The 17853-nt window shown below is 62.3% G+C and carries 14 protein-coding genes; 5 read left to right on the top strand and 9 right to left on the bottom strand.

Going from position 1 to position 17853, the window contains the following annotated elements:
* Positions 1-86: 86 nt before the first annotated feature.
* The 6 genes from LPW11_RS03920 to LPW11_RS03945 form a co-directional block, all read right to left on the bottom strand.
* On the bottom strand, positions 87-710 hold the full coding sequence (locus tag LPW11_RS03920) for a LysE family translocator (RefSeq protein WP_230996827.1): 624 nt from the start codon (positions 708-710) through the stop codon (positions 87-89).
* A gap of 60 nt (positions 711-770) precedes the next feature.
* Entirely contained in the window at positions 771-1619 is an 849-nt protein-coding gene (gene accD, locus LPW11_RS03925; RefSeq protein ID WP_230996828.1) for an acetyl-CoA carboxylase, carboxyltransferase subunit beta, read from the bottom strand.
* Positions 1620-1814: 195 nt separating this feature from the next.
* Entirely contained in the window at positions 1815-2612 is a 798-nt protein-coding gene (gene trpA, locus LPW11_RS03930; RefSeq protein WP_230996829.1) for a tryptophan synthase subunit alpha, read from the bottom strand.
* A gap of 230 nt (positions 2613-2842) precedes the next feature.
* Entirely contained in the window at positions 2843-5035 is a 2193-nt protein-coding gene (locus LPW11_RS03935) for a methyl-accepting chemotaxis protein (protein ID WP_230996830.1), read from the bottom strand.
* Positions 5036-5395, bottom strand: a complete 360-nt coding sequence (locus LPW11_RS03940; protein ID WP_230996831.1) for a cytochrome C — start codon at positions 5393-5395, stop codon at positions 5036-5038. It lies immediately after the preceding gene.
* Between the two features lie 92 nt (positions 5396-5487).
* Complete coding sequence (locus LPW11_RS03945; RefSeq protein ID WP_230996832.1) at positions 5488-6771, bottom strand: porin; 1284 nt, start codon at positions 6769-6771, stop codon at positions 5488-5490.
* Between the two features lie 264 nt (positions 6772-7035).
* Between LPW11_RS03945 and LPW11_RS03950 the strand changes: the two genes are divergently transcribed.
* From LPW11_RS03950 to LPW11_RS03960, 3 genes are read left to right on the top strand one after another with little or no spacing between them, the layout of a single operon-like run.
* A complete protein-coding gene (locus tag LPW11_RS03950; RefSeq protein ID WP_230996833.1) occupies positions 7036-8862 on the top strand; it encodes a hypothetical protein in 1827 nt (608 codons plus the stop codon).
* A 12-nt stretch (positions 8863-8874) separates the two neighbouring features.
* On the top strand, positions 8875-9405 hold the full coding sequence (locus LPW11_RS03955) for an epoxyqueuosine reductase QueH (RefSeq protein ID WP_230996834.1): 531 nt from the start codon (positions 8875-8877) through the stop codon (positions 9403-9405).
* A gap of 15 nt (positions 9406-9420) precedes the next feature.
* Positions 9421-9633, top strand: a complete 213-nt coding sequence (locus tag LPW11_RS03960) for a DUF2905 domain-containing protein (RefSeq protein ID WP_230996835.1) — start codon at positions 9421-9423, stop codon at positions 9631-9633.
* A 307-nt stretch (positions 9634-9940) separates the two neighbouring features.
* Here LPW11_RS03960 and hpnI read toward each other — a convergent pair whose 3' ends face one another.
* From hpnI to LPW11_RS03975, 3 genes are all read right to left on the bottom strand, one after another.
* On the bottom strand, positions 9941-11080 hold the full coding sequence (gene hpnI / locus LPW11_RS03965) for a bacteriohopanetetrol glucosamine biosynthesis glycosyltransferase HpnI (RefSeq protein ID WP_230996836.1): 1140 nt from the start codon (positions 11078-11080) through the stop codon (positions 9941-9943).
* A 185-nt stretch (positions 11081-11265) separates the two neighbouring features.
* On the bottom strand, positions 11266-11808 hold the full coding sequence (locus LPW11_RS03970) for a tRNA (mnm(5)s(2)U34)-methyltransferase (RefSeq protein ID WP_230996837.1): 543 nt from the start codon (positions 11806-11808) through the stop codon (positions 11266-11268).
* Between the two features lie 46 nt (positions 11809-11854).
* Complete coding sequence (locus tag LPW11_RS03975; protein ID WP_230996838.1) at positions 11855-14512, bottom strand: MMPL family transporter; 2658 nt, start codon at positions 14510-14512, stop codon at positions 11855-11857.
* Between the two features lie 222 nt (positions 14513-14734).
* Between LPW11_RS03975 and shc the strand changes: the two genes are divergently transcribed.
* Complete coding sequence (shc, locus tag LPW11_RS03980) at positions 14735-16783, top strand: squalene--hopene cyclase (protein WP_230996839.1); 2049 nt, start codon at positions 14735-14737, stop codon at positions 16781-16783.
* A gap of 22 nt (positions 16784-16805) precedes the next feature.
* Positions 16806-17792, top strand: coding sequence for a hopanoid-associated sugar epimerase (gene hpnA, locus LPW11_RS03985; protein WP_230996840.1), 987 nt, complete (start codon positions 16806-16808; stop codon positions 17790-17792).
* Positions 17793-17853: the final 61 nt, after the last annotated feature.

Below are 17853 nucleotides of genomic sequence, written 5' to 3' on the forward strand. Positions count from 1 at the left end.
AGTTACCATTAGGAGGGGGTGCTGTACGGGAACGGCGCGGGGCACAATTAGAGAAAAAAAATTTTATCCTGCCAAATCATGAGGCTCTAGAACGGGAGGGCAAGACGCAGGGCGAGGGCCATGAGGACGATCCCCGCGCACCTGCCGATGCGGGGAGCGACGCCGGGGCGGCGGTTCAGGAGCGTTCCGACCGAACCGGAACAGATGGCGACAAGGCCGAAGGAGAACAAGGTGAGGATGACAAAGACCGTGCCGAGGGTGATGATCTGGAGCGGCACCTCGCCGCGCCCGCGCTCGAGAAACTGGGGGAAGAAGGCGAGAAAGAAGAGGGCGACCTTCGGGTTCATGATGTTGGCCAGCACGCTCTGCCGAAAGACGGTGCGGCACTGGAGGCTCCCACCCCCGCCGTCGGGGACGAAGGAGGCGCCGCTTTTCAGGAGTCCCCAGCCGAGGTAACCGAGGTAGAGGGCGCCCGCGTATCGTACGGCGCTGAAGGCAAGGGGGGACGAGGTGATAAGGGCGGAGAGTCCGATGACGGCGAAGAAGGTGTGGGCGAAGTTTCCGAGTGCAAAGCCGGCGGCGGCGGAAAGGGCGACTCTCTTCCCCTGTGCAATCCCGCGGGTGAGGACGTAGATGATGTCGGGGCCCGGGGTGAATATGAGGAGAAGGGATGTGCCGGAGAAGGTGCCGAGCTGCGAGAAGGAGATCATAGGAAGATAGAGGTGCCGGATAGACAGAGGGGGCCGAATTGGCCCCCTCTCCCGATGTACCTACTGCCGGTACAGCATCTTCAGTATCCTGGAGAGCTGCGATTTCAGCTGGTGGCGGCTGGCGATGACGTCCACCATGCCGTGATCGAGGAGATACTCGGCACGCTGAAAGCCCACCGGGAGTTTCTGGCGGATCGTCTGCTCGATGACGCGCGGACCGGCAAAGCCGATGAGCGCCTTCGGCTCGGAGATGTTCACGTCACCGAGCATGGCGAAGCTCGCGGTAACTCCACCGGTGGTGGGGTCGGTGAGAATGGAGACGTACGGCAGCCCAGCTTCCCGCAGCTTGGCGAGTGCAGCGGAGGTCTTCGCCATCTGCATGAGGCTTAAGATACTCTCCTGCATACGTGCGCCGCCGGAAGCGGAGACGATCACCACCGGGGTGCGCTCCGCGATGCCGCGCTCGATCGCCCGGGTGATCTTCTCGCCGACGACGCTCCCCATGCTCCCCCCCATGAAGGAGAAGTCGAAGACGCAGATATGGACCGGAGTCTCTTCCACCGCACCCTTGCCGCAGATGATGGCGTCCTTGCTGCCACCCTTGGCGATCGCCGCGTCGATGCGGTCCTGGTAGCTCTTGGAGTCCTTGAACTTCAGGAAGTCGGTCGCGGTCATCCCGGCGTCGAATTCCACGAAACTCCCCTCGTCGAGCAGAAGCTCCAGCCTCTTCATCGCGGGGATGCGATAGTGGTGGTTGCACTTCGGGCAGACGTTCAGGTTTTTCTCGATGTCTTTCGTGTAGATCGTCTCGCCGCAGCCGACGCACTTCGTCCACAGTCCCTCGGGGACCCGAACCCTCGGGTTTCCACCCTTCGCCTGCGGTGGATTGTCTCTTTTGAACCAGGCCATATTTTCCCTCTTAAAGACTCGATTCCTCGGTCCTTTTATTCTATGAAACGAACGGCCGATTGTTACCAGAAAGGCGCAGCCATGTCAAAGCAAAATCTGGAAAGGGAAAAACCGCCACGTCCAAGTACGCGGAAACTCTCTCTCCCACGGCTGAAACCCTCGTCCCAACCAGTTGATCCATCGTCGCGTAACTGACTATTTCGCCGCCACGCCCTGCTTCAGGGTGGAGACGAACTCCCCGACCGACTCCAGAAGCGGGGCGCCACTTTTCGCCTCGAAGTGCTTCACCAGCGCGCTCCCCACGACGACGCCGTCGGCGACTTTCGCCATCCGCCCTGCCTGTACGGCGTCGGAGATGCCAAAGCCCACCACCAGCGGCAGGTTGAGCTGTTCTCTCACCTGCGCCACGCGCTCCCCCAGGGTGTCCGCCATCGTGGTGCGGGCACCGGTCACCCCGGTCACTGAGACGTAGTAAATGAAGCCGCTGCCGAGCCTGGAGACGAGTTCCACGCGCGTGGGGTCGGAAGTCGGGGTCAGGAGGAAAATGAGGTCCAGCCCGTGGGCATCGGTGGCAACCTTAAGCTCCGGCGCCTCCTCGGGGGGAAGGTCGACAACCAGAACGCCGTCGACCCCTGCAGCGGCCGCATCAGCAGCGAAACGCTCGGCACCGTACCGGAAGATCGGATTGAAATACCCCATAAGGACAATGGGGATCTGGGTCTTCGCCCTCAGCGACCGCACCATGTCGAGGATCTTCGGGAGCGTGGTGCCGGCTGCCAGGGCCCGCTCGGAGGAGAGCTGTATGGTCGGGCCGTCCGCCATCGGGTCGGAGAAGGGGATGCCGAGCTCGATGAGGTCCGCTCCGGAGCGCTCCAGTTCGAGCACCGCCTCCTCGGTGACCGACAGATCGGGGTCCCCTGCGGTGATGAAGGTGATAAGTGCTTTTTCTCCGGCGCTTCGCAGCGAGGCAAATTTCTCGGTAATCCTGCTCATGGTCCGTTATCTCCTCTGGTACCCCTCCCGGGAGCGAAAGAGCTTCCGGCACCCGAAGGCTCCCGTTACACGGCGAGCCGCCCGGATGGCGTCCCCTCCCTTTCAAGGGGAGGGACAGGGGGGGGGATGGTGTTTGTTCTTCACAAAATAGTTACGGCGCGTTCGTCGAACGCGCCGTGACTGCTTTCCTGTAACCGTGGGGCGTGCTGCCCCGGTCTTTCTCCAGAATCCTACCCGGCGGTCTTGAAGGCGCCGAGCTCCTTCTTGAGAATCTCTGTCTGCCTGAAGAGCCGGGAGGCCGCGTCGTCCAGCGTGCGGCTCGCCTCCAGGTTCCCGTCGGTCGCCTGCTGGATGTCCTCGACGGAGGCGACGATCTGCTCGGAGCCGCGCCCCTGCTCGTCGCACGCCCTCTTTATGTGCCGGATCATCTCGGTGATGCTCTCGGTGGACTTCGCCATCAGCGTCCCCACCTTGTTCTGCTCGCGCGTCGAGGAGAGGACCTGGGAGGTGAGGACCTTCATGTTCTCCACCGCCCCCATGATGAGCTCGCTACCCATCCCCTGCTCCCGCGTCGCCTTGGCGATCTGGGTCACCATCTCCGAGACCTGCTCCATCGCCTCCCGGATCATCTGGCTCCCCTTCGCCTGCTCGACCGTGGTGCGGGCAATCTCCCCTACCTGCGCAGTCGCCTCGCTGACGCCGATCACGATCTTGGAGAGCGCCTCACCCGACTTGTGACTGAGGAGCTCGCCGTCGGCGATCGCCGCCTGCGCCTGCTCGATCGCCTCCACAGCCCTGCGCGTCTCCTCCTGGACCCCCCTGATGACGAGAGCGATCTCGCGGGTGGAGGAAGAGGTGCGCTCGGAGAGATCCTTTATCTCGTCCGCCACGACGGCGAATCCCTTTCCGTGCTCTCCTGCCTGGGCGGCTATGATCGCCGCGTTCAGCGCAAGGAGGTTCGTCTGCTCCGCCACCTCGTCGATGACGGAGAGGATGTCGCCGATGTCGGCGGCACGATCGGAGAGGGTGCTGATGACTTCACTGGTGATGCGGGAGGAGCGCTTGATCTCCTGCATCCCCTGGATCACCGCCTGTACCGCCTCTTTCCCCGTCTCGGCGTCGACCCGCACCGTGTTGGAGATCGCCGCCGTTTCGTTCGCGTTTCTCTCGACCTGCTTGATCGAGCTGTCCATCTGCATGACAGAGGAGGCGGTAGCGGTGGAGACCTCCATGAGGCTCACCACGCCATTTCCGACCTGGCGGATGGAGGCTGCCATCTCCCCGATGGAGGAGCTCACCTCACCGACCGACTGGGAGAGATCCTCCATGTTCTGCACGACCTCCTCGACGGAGGAGGCCATCTCCAGCACCGACGAGGCGCTCTCCGCCGCGGAGATGGAGAGGGAGTCGACGCTGCTTCCGACCCCGCGCACGGAGGCGTTTATCTCCACGATGGCGGCGGAGGTGCGCGACACGCTTTCCGCCTGGGTCTTCGCCGACTCCACCACGCTCTGGGAGGCCTTCGCCATGACGTCGGAGATGACGGCGAGCTCGGAGGAGGAGCGGGAGACGTTCCCGATCATCCCGGAGAGCTTCCCGACCATCTCGTTGAAGTCGCCGCCGAGCTTTCCGAGCTCGTCGGCCGAGTCGGTGGCGACCGTGGCGGAGAGATCCCCTTCCGCCCCGCGGTTTACCGCGGCGACCATGACGTTGATGCGGCTCACGATGTTGCGGGTAATAAGGGCGCCCATGGCGACGGCGAGAAGAATCGCACCGATGATGACGGCGACAAAGGTGAAGCCGGCCGTGCGCTGGATCTGCGTCACGTGGGCGCCGGCATCGGTCATGCGGTTGCCGACCTCCACGAGGATGTCGTCCAGCTCACCCTTTGATTTGTCGCTCGCCATGGTGATGTCGTCGTTGGCGAGCTGGTGCAGCTTCGGATCGGAGAGGGAAGCCTGCCCGCCCTGGGCCAGCAGCTTCTCCTTTTGTGCGATAAGCTCGTCCGCGACCCTCTCGAACTCCCCCCAGCTTGCCTGGAAGTCCCTGGTGCGCTTCTCGATGACGCTCCCCTTCACCGCGGGCTTCAGGTGCATCTTTGCGTTGCCGTCCAGCAGGGTCTGCGCCTGGCTCACCAGGAGGTCCCGCTTCATCCGGTAGTCGTCGACATACTCCTCGAACTTGTCCTTCTCGCTGCGCACCAGCGCAGCCTGCATGAGGCTCACGTGACAGTACTTCTGAGTCACCGCCATCAAAAGGACCTGCTTTTGCTGCTTCGAAAGCTGTTCGAGAATGTCCTGGATCTGCCCCCCCACCCTTTTCATGGTGAGGGCACCGAAGGCGCCGGTGATGGCGACGAGGAGCGCCATCACCATGAAGGAGCCTATCAGGCGGGAGCCGATCTTCACATCTTTGAGTGCCATTTAGTGTTCCGCTTCAACCAGAAGGTAGTTCATGAGGTCGACGGTTGCCTTGATCTCGGGCTTGGACATGTTGGAGTCCGGCTTCCGGAGCATCTTCACGCCGTACGCCTTCGTGGCGTTACGGTCGAAGGGCTGCCCGGAGATCGGGGCGATGCCGGTCTGGATCGCCACGATGGTGCGCTCCAGCGTGTGGCACTTTACGCACCGCACCTTCATGATGTCGTAGTTCGCCTTCATCGCCGGTGGGAAGGCGGAGGGGTCGAGGCGCATGGCATCGCCTTTACCGACAACCTTCAGTCCTGCATGGGCGGCGCTGACGGAAAGGGCCAGAACAAGGAGCGTAAGGAGAGTCTTCTTCATGTAGATATCCTCCACGGATGTTGGGTTATTGCATGCCGGCAGTCCGGTGACAAACGTATCGGCGAATCCTCTTTTCCCTTTAAGGGAAAGCCTTAGAAGCTGAAAGCGAGCGAAGCCAGAGTCGTCCTGTTGATCGCCTGCGCCCCGTCTTCGTAGATGTACTCGAGCGACAGCTTCGTGTTCTGCAGCGGCGTGTACGCGACCGCCGGAATATAGCGGCGGGTTGCTCCCTGCAGGTTGTAGAAGTAGTCGTAGCGCATGAGGGCAACCACGTCGACCGGCGCGCCGAACATATACTCACCTTCGACCGTGACGGCATGGCTGTGCAGCGCGCTCCCACCCGCGGAGAGGTCGGGATTGGTGTCCCTGCCGAGGACGCCGCTTCCCTTCAGGTGCAGCCTCTTGTACAGGAGGTCGATCTCCGCGCCAGCGCGGTAGAAGTTGTTTCGCTCCTGCGCGACACCAAAGGCGTCGATGACGCCGTTATGACCGGAGTAGCCGAAAGCGCCGACGGTGATCCCGAGGTAGTCCCAGACGGTCGCTTCCTTTTCCAGGTCGACCTCCGGCTCGTGACCGCTGAAGTCGGTGCCGCCGAACCTCCCGGAGATGTGCCCGTAGTAGTCCTTGCTGTTTTGCCCTTTCCGGTTCGCCACCCCAGCGGAAACGAGGACGCGGTCCCCTATGAGGGAGTTCACCTCCAGGGCGTCCTGGGGAGTGTCGACGCTCCACTGGGAGCCCCCCTGCCCCTGGGTGTAGGTCGTGGAAGCGAAGGAGGGGACGGTGATGACGCGGTTCGACTTTTTCCACAGGGAGAGCTTCGGTTCCATGCGGCCGATCCGCACGTTCACCGGCGTCTTCAATGCATGGCGCCAGATCGCGAAGAGCTCGTTTATGTCCGGCGAGGCGTTGTTCGGGTTGTTGTGCGCGCCGGTCTGCAGGTCCTGCGCGTAGAGGTTGTAGGTGAGGTAGAAGGCGGCGACGTCGCGGAAGGCGCTACTTGCCTGGAGCCTGATGGAGCGGCTGGAGAGGTCGAGCTCGTCCACGGCGCGGCTGTTGTAGGCTGCGTCGATCGTCGCGGTGAAGGAGACCGGGAGCATCTCCGGGATCCCGGAAAGCCACAGCCCCTCGGTGCGCTGCGCCTCACCCTTCCCCGCCGGTGCGGCATGGGCGCCGCTTGGCCAGACGTAGCTGTTTCGCAGGTACGCCTCGCCGAATTCATTGAGTTCCGGATAGATCGTATGGCATGTGGAGCACTCGGTCTTGTGCTGGCGGGCATAGGCCGGGATAGCGTGCGACGGGGACGGAGCGACGAGCGGCAAAAGGGCAGCGGCGGTGAGGGACAGTGCTGCCAGAGCGAGACGGCTTTTAGAAAACACTAACAATCCTCCTGCGAATGCATTGAACCTGAAGCTGAATTAGCGAAAACTCATCACTTTATGGATGATGCAGCACAGAAGGTACTCAAGATACCACATCGGGGGACGATTATTACAGTATTGCCGACGTGAAGTCAACTTAACAAAGTATACGTGCCGCACATTTGTTGGGAAAAATACGGTGAGATATTGTTTACTTTTTCCTACATTTTTGCCCGGGGAAATGCTATAAGGCTACCAGCAAAATTTGGAGGACTGTACAGTATGCAGCTTAGAAGTCTCGCCACTCTCGCGATATCTGCCACCCTGCTTCTCTCCGGCTGCGGCGGGGGTGGGACTACGACGACAGCGGTCTCCAAGGAGGCGCTTTCCCGGGAGTGCATCCGCTGCCACGAAGATGCAGTCTCTCCCGGCACGAAAGTCTCCCTGATAAGCGAGTGGCAGGGATCGAGCCATGCTCTGGCCAACGGCGCAGGGTGTGCGGACTGCCACGAGCCCGCCATAGGACACCCGAACGTCTGCAGCACCTGCCACGGCGGCGGTGGATCCCCCACCGGGTACGAGGTGACCCGCAATCCGGACACCGACGGGAAGTGCCTGAAGTGCCACGGAGTAAGTCACTCCGAAGACGTCCTGATGAAAAACGCCCCGCAGCACTTCGGAAGCGTCTCCGGAACCGGAGTAGTGGGCGCCTCCTACGTCAATGTGGCGAACCAGGGAAAATGCCGCTCCTGCCACAACCCGCACCAGAACACCCTGACGCCGCAGCACCGCGCCTTCGCCCTTTCCGGCCACGGCAAGACCGACGCGGAAGCGTTCAACCACTACGACTTCAAGAGCAGGACCGACGGCTGCAATCGTTGCCACACCAGCACAGGATTCAAGAAGTACGTCACCGACTTCGCCACTCCGACTCCCGCCTTCGGCGTCGGAGATACGACCCGCGGGGTACTCGGCTGCGACACCTGCCATGAAAGCTACAACTACAAAAGCAGCCTGCGCCAGCTCGCTGCAGTGTCGGCTCCGTACAAGGGAGTCGCCGCGGCGCGCTTCCCCGATGTGGGTGAGAGTAACCTCTGCCTCCCCTGCCACGCGGGGCTGGAGAGCGGTGCTACCATCAACGCGCTCGCGGACGGGGCTTTCGGCAATGCGGGTTTCGAAAACTCGCACTACCTGGCGGCTGCGGGGCTCATGTACATGAAGATCGGCTTCACGAACTTCACCTCCGCCAGCGCGCCATTCGGGAGCTCGACCTACGGGCAGTCCCTCTCGCCCGACAGCGACTCGACCCCGGGCGGGATGTTGAAGGCCACCACCAGTGCGCACAGGAACCTCGGCACCCCCCTCATCAACGGGGACAGGCATAACCTGTCCTTCTTCGTCCCCGGCGTGCTGGACAAGAACGGTCCGTGCGTCACGTGCCACCTGAATGGAAGCGGAGTCGCGAAACGCGAGGCATCTGGGCACTCCATGAAGATCGACGCCAACGCCTACCGCCAGGTGTGCATCAACTGCCACACCTCGGAAAACACGGTCCCCCTCGCGGCGGACGGCTCGGACTTCGCGAGGATCTTCCTCGAGCCGCAGGCCGAAGCGTACGAGGAAGCGCTACGCCTCATGGAGCACCTTCTTCTCACGAAGTACGAGATCAGCTTCAACAAGGCCGTCTACCCCTATTTCTACGACGAGAAGATCCTGCCGGTGAACGGCAAGAAGCAGGCTGTGAGGGACTGGACGCGCGGCGGGACGGTGAACGGCAAGAAGATGATGGGCGCCTGCTTCAACTTCAATCTCCTGAAGCGCGAGCCTGCCGCCTACGCCCATGCCCGCTCCTATTCACGCAGGCTCATCTATGATAGCATCGACTTTCTGGACGACGGCATCATGAACGGCTCCACCGGAGCGACCGCGCTCGCCTCCGGCCTCACCATGGGGGACCATGTGACGCCGGTGTACGTGAAGGATGATTCCGCCTACAATACAGCCGGCGGGACGATCAGCACCATTTACGGCAACACCTCCGAGGCGATGCTCTACCTCATCGGGTGGAGCCGCAGCACCGGGAAGTGGAACGCCGTCGAGCGTCCCTAGACGAGGAAAGCGATGCAAGTGCTGCTGCACATCTGCTGCGCGCCGTGCGCCATCTACCCTGTAAAGGAGCTCCGGTCATCGGGGCTGGAGGTGACCGGCTTCTTCTACAACCACAACATTCACCCGTACACGGAGTTCCGGCTGCGCAAGGAGGCGCTTCAGAGCTACGCGGCGATGGTGGAGCTGCCGGTGGTGATGAGGGACGAGTATCTCCTGGAGGAATTCCTAGCGGCCGTGGCGCAGGAGCCGAAAAGCCGCTGTACCTACTGTTATCGCTCGAGGATGGAGGAGACGGCGCGGACCGCCGCGGAAAAGGGATTCCCCGCCTTCACCAGCACCCTTCTCTACAGCAGGTACCAGAATCACGACGCCATACGCGAGGCGGGGATTGAGCTGGGGGAGCGCTACGGGGTAAGATTTCACTATGACGACTACAGGCGTGGCTGGCAGGAAGGGATCAACCTCTCGAAGGAGATGGGGCTCTACCGCCAGAAGTACTGCGGGTGTATCTACAGCGAAAAGGAGCGCTATCTGAAGAAGTAGCGCGAGAGGTTGATCATGCCGGGATTCGGAAAGAGTCTTATCGTGATGGGGCTCCTGATAGCCCTGGTAGGCGTCCTCTTCACCCTCGCCGGGAAGGTGCCGTGGCTCGGGCGGCTTCCGGGGGACATCTACATCAAGAAGGAGAACGTCACCTTCTACTTCCCCCTTGCCACCAGCATCATCGTCTCGGTGGTTCTCTCCTTCATCCTCTGGCTGCTGCGGCGGTAGAGTGCTGCCGAAGCCGTAGGAAATGTAGGCCGGGATAAGCCGCAGGCGTTCCCGGCACCTCGGGCGGCGATCTGAGCTGCCACCTTTCTGCCGGAAACGCTTCGCTTATTCCGGCCTACATGAGCAGATGTGAAGGGGGAGCAGAAATGTAGGCCGGGATAAGCCGCAGGCGTTCCCGGCGATATGCCGGCCTCTCAGCGCTGCAACCTTTCTGCCGGAAACGCTTCGCTTATTCCGGCCTACATGGACACGCCACCAGCCCCTAGTAAAAAAGGGCTAGCTTTCACGGCTAGCCCTTTTCTCATTCTCACTCCGCAATCTCCGCAATCTTCCCCCCCGGGGAAAGCTCAAAGAGGTGACCCCTCCAGCGCACCCGGTTCCCCAGAAACGACAGCCCCCACACCGCAAAGGAAAAACCATCGCGAATCGGCAGCAGCCAGAGCCAGCGCGGCAGCAGCTTGTCCCTCACGAACGAGCGGCTGTAGGAAAGACAGGTAGCAGCGCGCACCGCATAAAGAAACGCCGCGGCGCATATGCCGCCCGCGGAAAAGCCGGAGATCAGGAGGGCCAGGAGTGCCGCCGGGAAGGGGAAGGTGATCCCCGAGGCGAAGTACCCGCCGGGGCGGGAGACGCGCATGGTCCGCGCCCAGCGCAGCTGCCGGGAAAGGACCTCCGGCACCTTCTCCCCTTTCATGATGCTCTCGACGTAGAAGGGGGAGAGCTCCAGGCGATACCCCGCCTTGAAGATCATGTGCCCGAGCTGGTAGTCGTCGGCGAGGTAGTCGACGAGCGCCTCGAATCCGCCGATCTTTCTCAAGGCGTCGCGGCGCACCGCCATGGAAGCGCCGAGAGCAAAGGACAGCCCCTCCAGCTTCAGCGCCGCCATGACGTTTGGCACCATCTCGCATGAGAAGCCGAGCGCCTCGATGGCGCACCCGGCCCCGGCAACGCCTGAGGTGCGGTACAGGGAGGTAACGAGACCGACCTGCGGGTCCGCAAAGGGGGCGCACACCTCGCGCAGGTAGGTTTTGCGCACCCGGATGTCGCTGTCGCAGACGATAAGGAAGTCGTGCTTGGCAGCCGCGAAGGCGTGCATGAGGTTGCACACCTTGTAGTTCGCGCCGTGGATGGCGCCGTCGACGACGAGCTCGATATCCGTTTCGGGGAAAGCCGCCATGACCTCCTTTATGACCGGGATGACCGGGTCACTGTCCGAGGCGACGGCGAAGACGATCTGGTAGGCGGGGTAGTCCTGGCAGCAGAAAGAGGCGAAATTCTGGAAGCTCTCCCCGTCCATCCCCTTCACCGGTTTCAGGATGGAGACAGGCGGAGTGAAGGGAGGAAGAGCGGGATCCGCCCCAAAGAAGGAGCGCCCGCAAAAGTAGGTGATAGCAGCGTAGGCAGTAGCCGGCGCACAGATAAGAAAGGGCAGCAATTCCTGCAGCATGAAACTCCTTACAACCTTGTCTATCCGCAGATTACGCAGATGAACGCAGATTTTTAACAGCCAAAAAGCTTTATCCGCAGATTACGCAGATTCCGCAGATTTCTTCAGTCTGGAGTGTGCTTTCATCCATTATGCTTTTGCCTTAATCTGCGTAAATCTGCGTAATCTGCGGACAAAAAGGGTTTTCAAACTTTCTCCACCACCACAAGATACGGCGCGACAGCGGGACGATTCAATTGCCTGCTGCTCCAGGCGTTGAAGAGTTTCGGCGACAGCGCCCGGCACCACTCCTCCACCGCCTCGGCCTCTTCGGGTCCCCCCTCATGGCCTGTATAGACGCAGATGAGGATAAAGCCGCCGCGAGCCAGCAGCTCCGCCGCCTGCCCGAGGGCAGCGATGGTGTTTTCAGGTGTGGTGGTGAGAGGGGTCTCGCTCCCGGGGAGGTAACCGAGGTTGAAGACGACCGCACGGACTCCCGGAGGCACGAACTGCGCGAGGCGCTCGTGCCCGCCGTGGATCAGCTCGACACAGGAGCTGACACCGTGCACCTCCAGCAAGGCGTGGGTGGCCGCAATGGCGGAGGCTTGCACGTCGAAACCCCACACCCGCCCCCTCGCGCCCACCAGTCGCGCCAGGAGCAGCGTGTCCTGCCCGTTGCCGCAGGTGGCGTCCACGGCGACGTCGCCTGAGCGCAGCCGCTCCCTCAGGAAGAAGTGCGCCAGCGGCACCGCCCCCCGCAGCGACCCCTTTTCATTGCCACGTCCCGCCGCCAGCCTACTTCCTCCCGGAGAGCGTCAGCACCGCCGGCAGAGTCACCATGAAGGCGATCTGGCAGGCGACCATCCCGAGAGACATGACGGCGCCGATGCTGAAGACCCCCTGGTGGTGCGCCACCATCAGCGCGCCGAAGCTCGCCATGATGGTGAGTGTGTTCAGGAAGACGCCCACCCCGGTGCTGGAGGTCACCACCGACCCTGCGCTCCCCTCCTCGCGCCGGTAACGGTTGATCATATAGATGCCCGAGTCCACGGCAATCCCCAGCACCAGAGGCATGACGATGATGTTTGCCGAGTTGAAGCTGATGCCGCATATATACATGCCGGCCACCATGAATAGCACCCCCACCACCAGCGGGATGAGCCCGATGACGGCGAACTTCACGCTCCTGAATGCCACAAGAAGTATCAGGACGATGGCGCCGAAGGCGTACAGGAAGGCGCGCTGGTAGGCGTCGCGCATGATGGTCATCGATTCGTACACCATCACCGGCTCCCCCGTCGCATGAGGATCGACGCGGCGCACGTCATCGAGGAAACGCTTCAGCGGCGCGAAATCGAAGATCTCCCCTTTCGGCGCGATCTGCAGCTGGTACTTCCCGCTCTTACCGATGAAGCGGCTCTTCAGCTCCGCCGGGATGTCCCCCTCGGTGACCGGAGACGCCTGAAGGCTCTCCTTCAGCACCCCGATCTTCTCCGGGAGCTCCCGGAACATGCCACCCTGGAAATCCTGCAGCATCCCCACCGCATTGCGGTCCTTCTCCTTCTCAAGCTTCGCAAAGAAGGCATCGAGTATCCCGAGAAACTTCTGCACCTTCGGCGCGTCGGGGTTCCTCTCGTCCTTCAGCTTCGCCGCCAGCTTCACGGTGGCGTTGCGGAAGTTCTCAAAGACGGTCGGGAGCTCCATGAGGGAGAGGTCTTCCTCGTACGCCCCGGGATTGACCGAGGCGAGCTCCTTTCGCATCGCCGCGAGCTCGGCGAGCTTCTCCTCCTGGTGATCGGGCACAAAGGTGGCAAAGCTCACCACGTGGTCCACCGTGGGGAGCGCCTCCAGCGCCTTCGTCTTCGCCGCAGCCTCCGCCGCGGAATTTGCGGTGGACACCGCGAAGTACCCGGCGTTCTCGGAGCTCCTCATGAGCTTGTAGGCGTAGGTCACCGACTCCAGCCCCTTCGCCTGCAGGTTCATCAGGTTGTAGTCGAAGGCGATGCGGGAGAGGGGGTAAAGGGATGCGATACAGAGGACGGCGGTTGCCGCGACGATCGCCTTCGGGTGGCGGTAGAGTGCGAACTCCCTCCGCTTCAGGTGCTCGCGCGCCTCCGGGGTCACCGGCAGCGGACGCGCCTTGCGGTAGCGGGCCAGGAGCACCAGCATGGCGGGAAGGACCGTGAAGGTGACGAGGACGCAGATCGCCACACCGCCGGCGGCGATGATGCCGAGCTCGGAGATCCCCTTGAAGTCGGTGAAGATAAAGGTGATGAAGGCGGCGGCCACCGTCGCCGCTGCCATGACGATGGCCCAGATGTTCCGGTTGAGCCCGATGGCGATGGCGGGGAGCTCCGCCTCTCCGAGCACCAGCTCCTCCTGGTAGCGCAGGACGAGCTGGATGCCGTACTCGATGCCGATGCCGATCAGCATGATGGCAAAGACCATGGAAAGGATGTTCAGGTGCCCGACCGCCGCGGTGGCGAATCCGAAGGAGAGAGCCACCGCCACAAGGAGCGACACCATCGCCGCGATGACGTTCAGGACACCGCGGAAAGCGATCAGGAGCAGGATTACAGTGAGAGCGAGAGAGACGACGGTGGCAAGGGCGATGTCCTTCTGGCTCGTCGCCATCTCCTCATGCTCCAGAACCGGAGTGCCGGTGAGGCCGACGGTCACCGTTTTGAACTCGGGAAGTTTTTTCAGCTTCGCCACTTCCTGCCGGACGGTGGCGATCGCCGCCTCGGCCGGGACGAAACTCTGCGCCTGCTTCACCGGGAGGACCGTAAGGACCTGCTGACGTCCCGCCCTGGCGAAGGCTGAGTCCCCGTCCATCATGAAGCTCTCCAGGGAAATCCCCTGCTCCCCCTTCCCCGACCCGAACGTCTCGAAGCCCACGCCGAGCTTCTCCAGCATGAAGACGATCCCCGGGAGCTGCGCGCTGTCACCTGCTACGTACTTCTCCATTCTCCCGGTCAGATGGGTGAAGAGGGTCTGCACGGAGGGGGCGCGGGAGAGGTCGGTGAGGACGGGGCCGGCGAGGGACAGGCTGCGGTGCAGCGCCTTCAGGTCCTCCAGCGGCATGAACATGAGCCCGTTCTTGCGGAAGAAGGGGAGCCCGTACGGGTAGAAGACGTCGCTGAAGTGCGCCTTGTCCTTGGAGAGGGTTTCAAAGAGGCGGGTGCCGAAGGCGCCGACACGCTCGGAGTCGGATCCCTCGATGACGACGACGATATCCTCCGTGTCCCCGAACTCCGCGTGCCAGGCGCGATAGTCGCGGTGGAAGGAGGTATTCTTCGGCATCAGGTCGTCGCGCCCGGTGAGAAACTCCATGGAGCGCCAGGTATAGAAGAGGGAAAGAGCGGAAAGAAGCAGCGCAAGGCACAATATCAGCTTCGGGTGCTCCTTGGCCATGCCGAAGAGCACGCCGCGGCTTTGAGCCTGATTTTTCATATTACTCCTTTGTTCAGCTATGTCGGGACCTATACCTAGCACACCCAAAGAGACAAAATCAACATTCAGGAGCAAGGTCCGGTTTTTACAGGGAAAAGGGGCGTGAGCCCGGAAAAAATGATGTACCTTTCGCCAAAAATGTGGTATCGGTCAACACTTGTATCATGGCGGCAAAAACGCTTAAAATTACAATGCATTAATACAATGAATAAGGAGCGTGCTGTGACGATTCCCGTCAAACACCCCATCTCCCATGCACTTACGTCATTTAACGGAAATCCCGCAGAAACCGAAAAAGAGCCGGCAGTAAAGCACGGCGCCACCGTACACCACCTCCCCCCCTCCATCTGGAAAAAGAAGCACGGCAGCACTCCGAACCGCCTTGACCGCGCCATCGAGGGGACCCGCGACTTCTTCTTCCGTGAGCAGCTCCCGAAGGGGTACTGGTGGGCAGAGCTCGAGTCGAACGTCACCATCACCGCCGAATATGTCATGCTACACCATTTCATGGGAATGGTGGACCATGCCAAAGAGCGGAAGATGGCGAAGTACCTCCTCAACAAGCAGACGGAGGAAGGGTACTGGTGCATCTACTACGGCGGCCCCGGCGATCTTTCCACCACCATCGAGGCGTACTTCGCGCTGAAGCTCGCCGGCTACCCGGCTGAGCACCCCGCCATGGTGAAGGCGCGCGCCTTCATCCTGGAGCAGGGGGGGATCATAAAGGCAAGGGTCTTCACGAAGATCTTCCTGGCACTCTTTGGCGAGTTCGCCTGGTTCGGCGTCCCCTCCATGCCGGTGGAGCTGATCCTCCTCCCCAACTGGGCCTATTTCAACATGTACGAGCTCTCCAGCTGGTCGAGAGCCACCATGATTCCCCTCTCGGTCGTCATGGACGCGCGCCCGGTGCGCCGGCTCCCCCCCGCCATGCGGGTTCAGGAGCTGTACGTGCGCCCGCCGCGCCCGATCGACTACACCTTCACGAAGGAAGACGGGATCTTCACCTGGAAGAACTTCTTCATCGGCGTCGACCACATGCTGAAGGTGTACGAGTCGAGCCCGGTCCGCCCCTTCCGCAAGAAGGCGCTGAAGGTCGCCGAGAAGTGGGTGCTCGACCACCAGGAGCCGACCGGCGACTGGGGCGGGATCCAGCCTGCCATGCTGAACTCGATTCTGTGCCTGCACCTTCTGGGGTACGGCAACGACCACCCGACCGTCGCCCTCGGCCTCGAGGCGCTGGCGAACTTCGCCATCGAGACGGAAGAGGAGATCGTGCTGCAGTCGTGCGTCTCTCCGGTGTGGGACACGGCCCTCGCCCTGAAGGCGCTCGTGGACGCGGGTGTGCCGACGGACCACCCCTCCCTCGTGCGCGGCGCGCAGTGGCTCCTGGACAAGGAAGTCCGCAAGCCGGGGGACTGGAAGATCAAGTCTCCGGAGCTGGAGGCAGGGGGCTGGGCCTTCGAATTCCTGAACGACTGGTATCCGGACGTCGACGACTCCGGCTTCGTCATGCTCGCGCTGAAAGACATCCAGGTGAAGGACAGAAAGTCCATGGACGGCGCCATCAAGCGCGGCATCAACTGGTGCCTCGGGATGCAGAGCAAGAACGGCGGCTGGGGGGCCTTTGACAAGGACAACACGAAGCACCTCCTGAACAAGATACCCTTCGCCGACCTGGAAGCGCTCATCGACCCGCCCACCGCGGACCTCACCGGGCGTATGCTGGAGCTCATGGGGAACTTCGGCTACCCCATCGACTTTCCCGCCGCGCAGCGCGCCATCGCATTCCTGAAGGAGATCCAGGAGCCGGACGGCGGCTGGTGGGGACGCTGGGGGGTCAACTACCTGTACGGCACCTGGTCGGTCCTTTGCGGCCTCTCCGCCATCGGCGAGGACCCGAACCAGCAGTACATAAAGCGGGCGGTGAACTGGATCAAGTCGCGCCAGAACATCGACGGCGGCTGGGGCGAGACGTGCGAGTCGTACGTAGACGCCACACTGGCCGGTATCGGCGAGAGCACCGCAAGCCAGACCAGCTGGGCGCTACTCGCCCTCATGGCGGTGGGGGAGGCGGAGAGCTCCGCGGTGAGCCGCGGCGTCCAGTATCTGCTCGCCACCCAGAAGCAGGACGGCACCTGGGACGAGACGCAGTTCACCGGCACCGGTTTCCCCAAGTTCTTCATGATCAAGTACCACATCTACAGGAACTGCTTCCCCCTCATGGCGCTCGGCACCTACCGCACGCTCACCGGCGGGAAGACCCTGCAGTAAGGGCAAAAGAAGGTTTAACGAGATGAAGGCATTTGTCACCGGAGCTACCGGATTCATAGGCGCCAGCATAGCGCGCGAGCTTCTCGCCGACGGCGTGGAGGTGCGTGCGCTGGCGCGCAAGGGGAGCGACCGGCGAAACCTGGAAGGGCTCGACATCGAGATTTTCGAGGGGGACCTGAGGGACCGGGAAGGGCTAGAGCGGGGGCTGAAGGGGTGCGACACCCTCTTCCACGCCGCTGCGGACTATCGCCTCTGGACGCGTACCCCTGCCGACATGTACGATATCAACGTCGGCGGGACGAGGAACATCCTCGGCGCCGCCCTTGCCACCGGCACGAGTCGGGTGGTGTACACGAGCAGCGTCGGCACCCTCGGAAATCCCGGGGACGGCACCCCCGGCACGGAGGCGACCCCCGTCACCTTCGGCGAGATGGTCGGTGACTACAAAAAGAGCAAGTTCCTGGCAGAGCGGGCCGCGGAGGAGTTCCTGGCAAAGGGGCTCCCCCTCGTCATCGTGAACCCCTCCACACCGGTGGGGCCGCGCGACGTGAAGCCTACCCCGACCGGGAAGATCATCGTCGACTTCCTGAACGGCAAGATGCCCGCGTACCTGAACACCGGGCTAAACCTCATCGACGTCAGCGCCTGCGCGCGCGGCCACGTCCTCGCAGCGCAGAAGGGAAAGGTCGGCGAGAAGTACATCCTCGGCAACGAGAACCTGACGCTGGAACGGATCTTCGCGCTTCTCTCCGAGATCACCGGGCTGAAGGCACCGAAGGTGCGGCTCCCCTACTACCCGATCCTCCTTGCCGCCCACGTGAACGAGGCGATAGCGGCGGTTACCGGGAAGGAGCCGATGATACCCCTCGCCGGGGTGCAGATGGCGGCGAAGTTCATGTACTTCGACCCGGGGAAGGCGATCAGGGATCTGGGCCTCCCCCACACCCCCGTGCGCGAGTCGCTGGAAAAGGCAGTGACCTGGTTTCGCCAGAACGGCTACGCGAAGTAAAAGGCGGAAGCCCGCGACAGATATGTTAATGTAGGCCGGGATAAGCCGCAGGCGTTCCCGG

Origin of the sequence: Geomonas sp. RF6 (assembly GCF_021044625.1) — a bacterium.
Classification (GTDB): domain Bacteria; phylum Desulfobacterota; class Desulfuromonadia; order Geobacterales; family Geobacteraceae; genus RF6.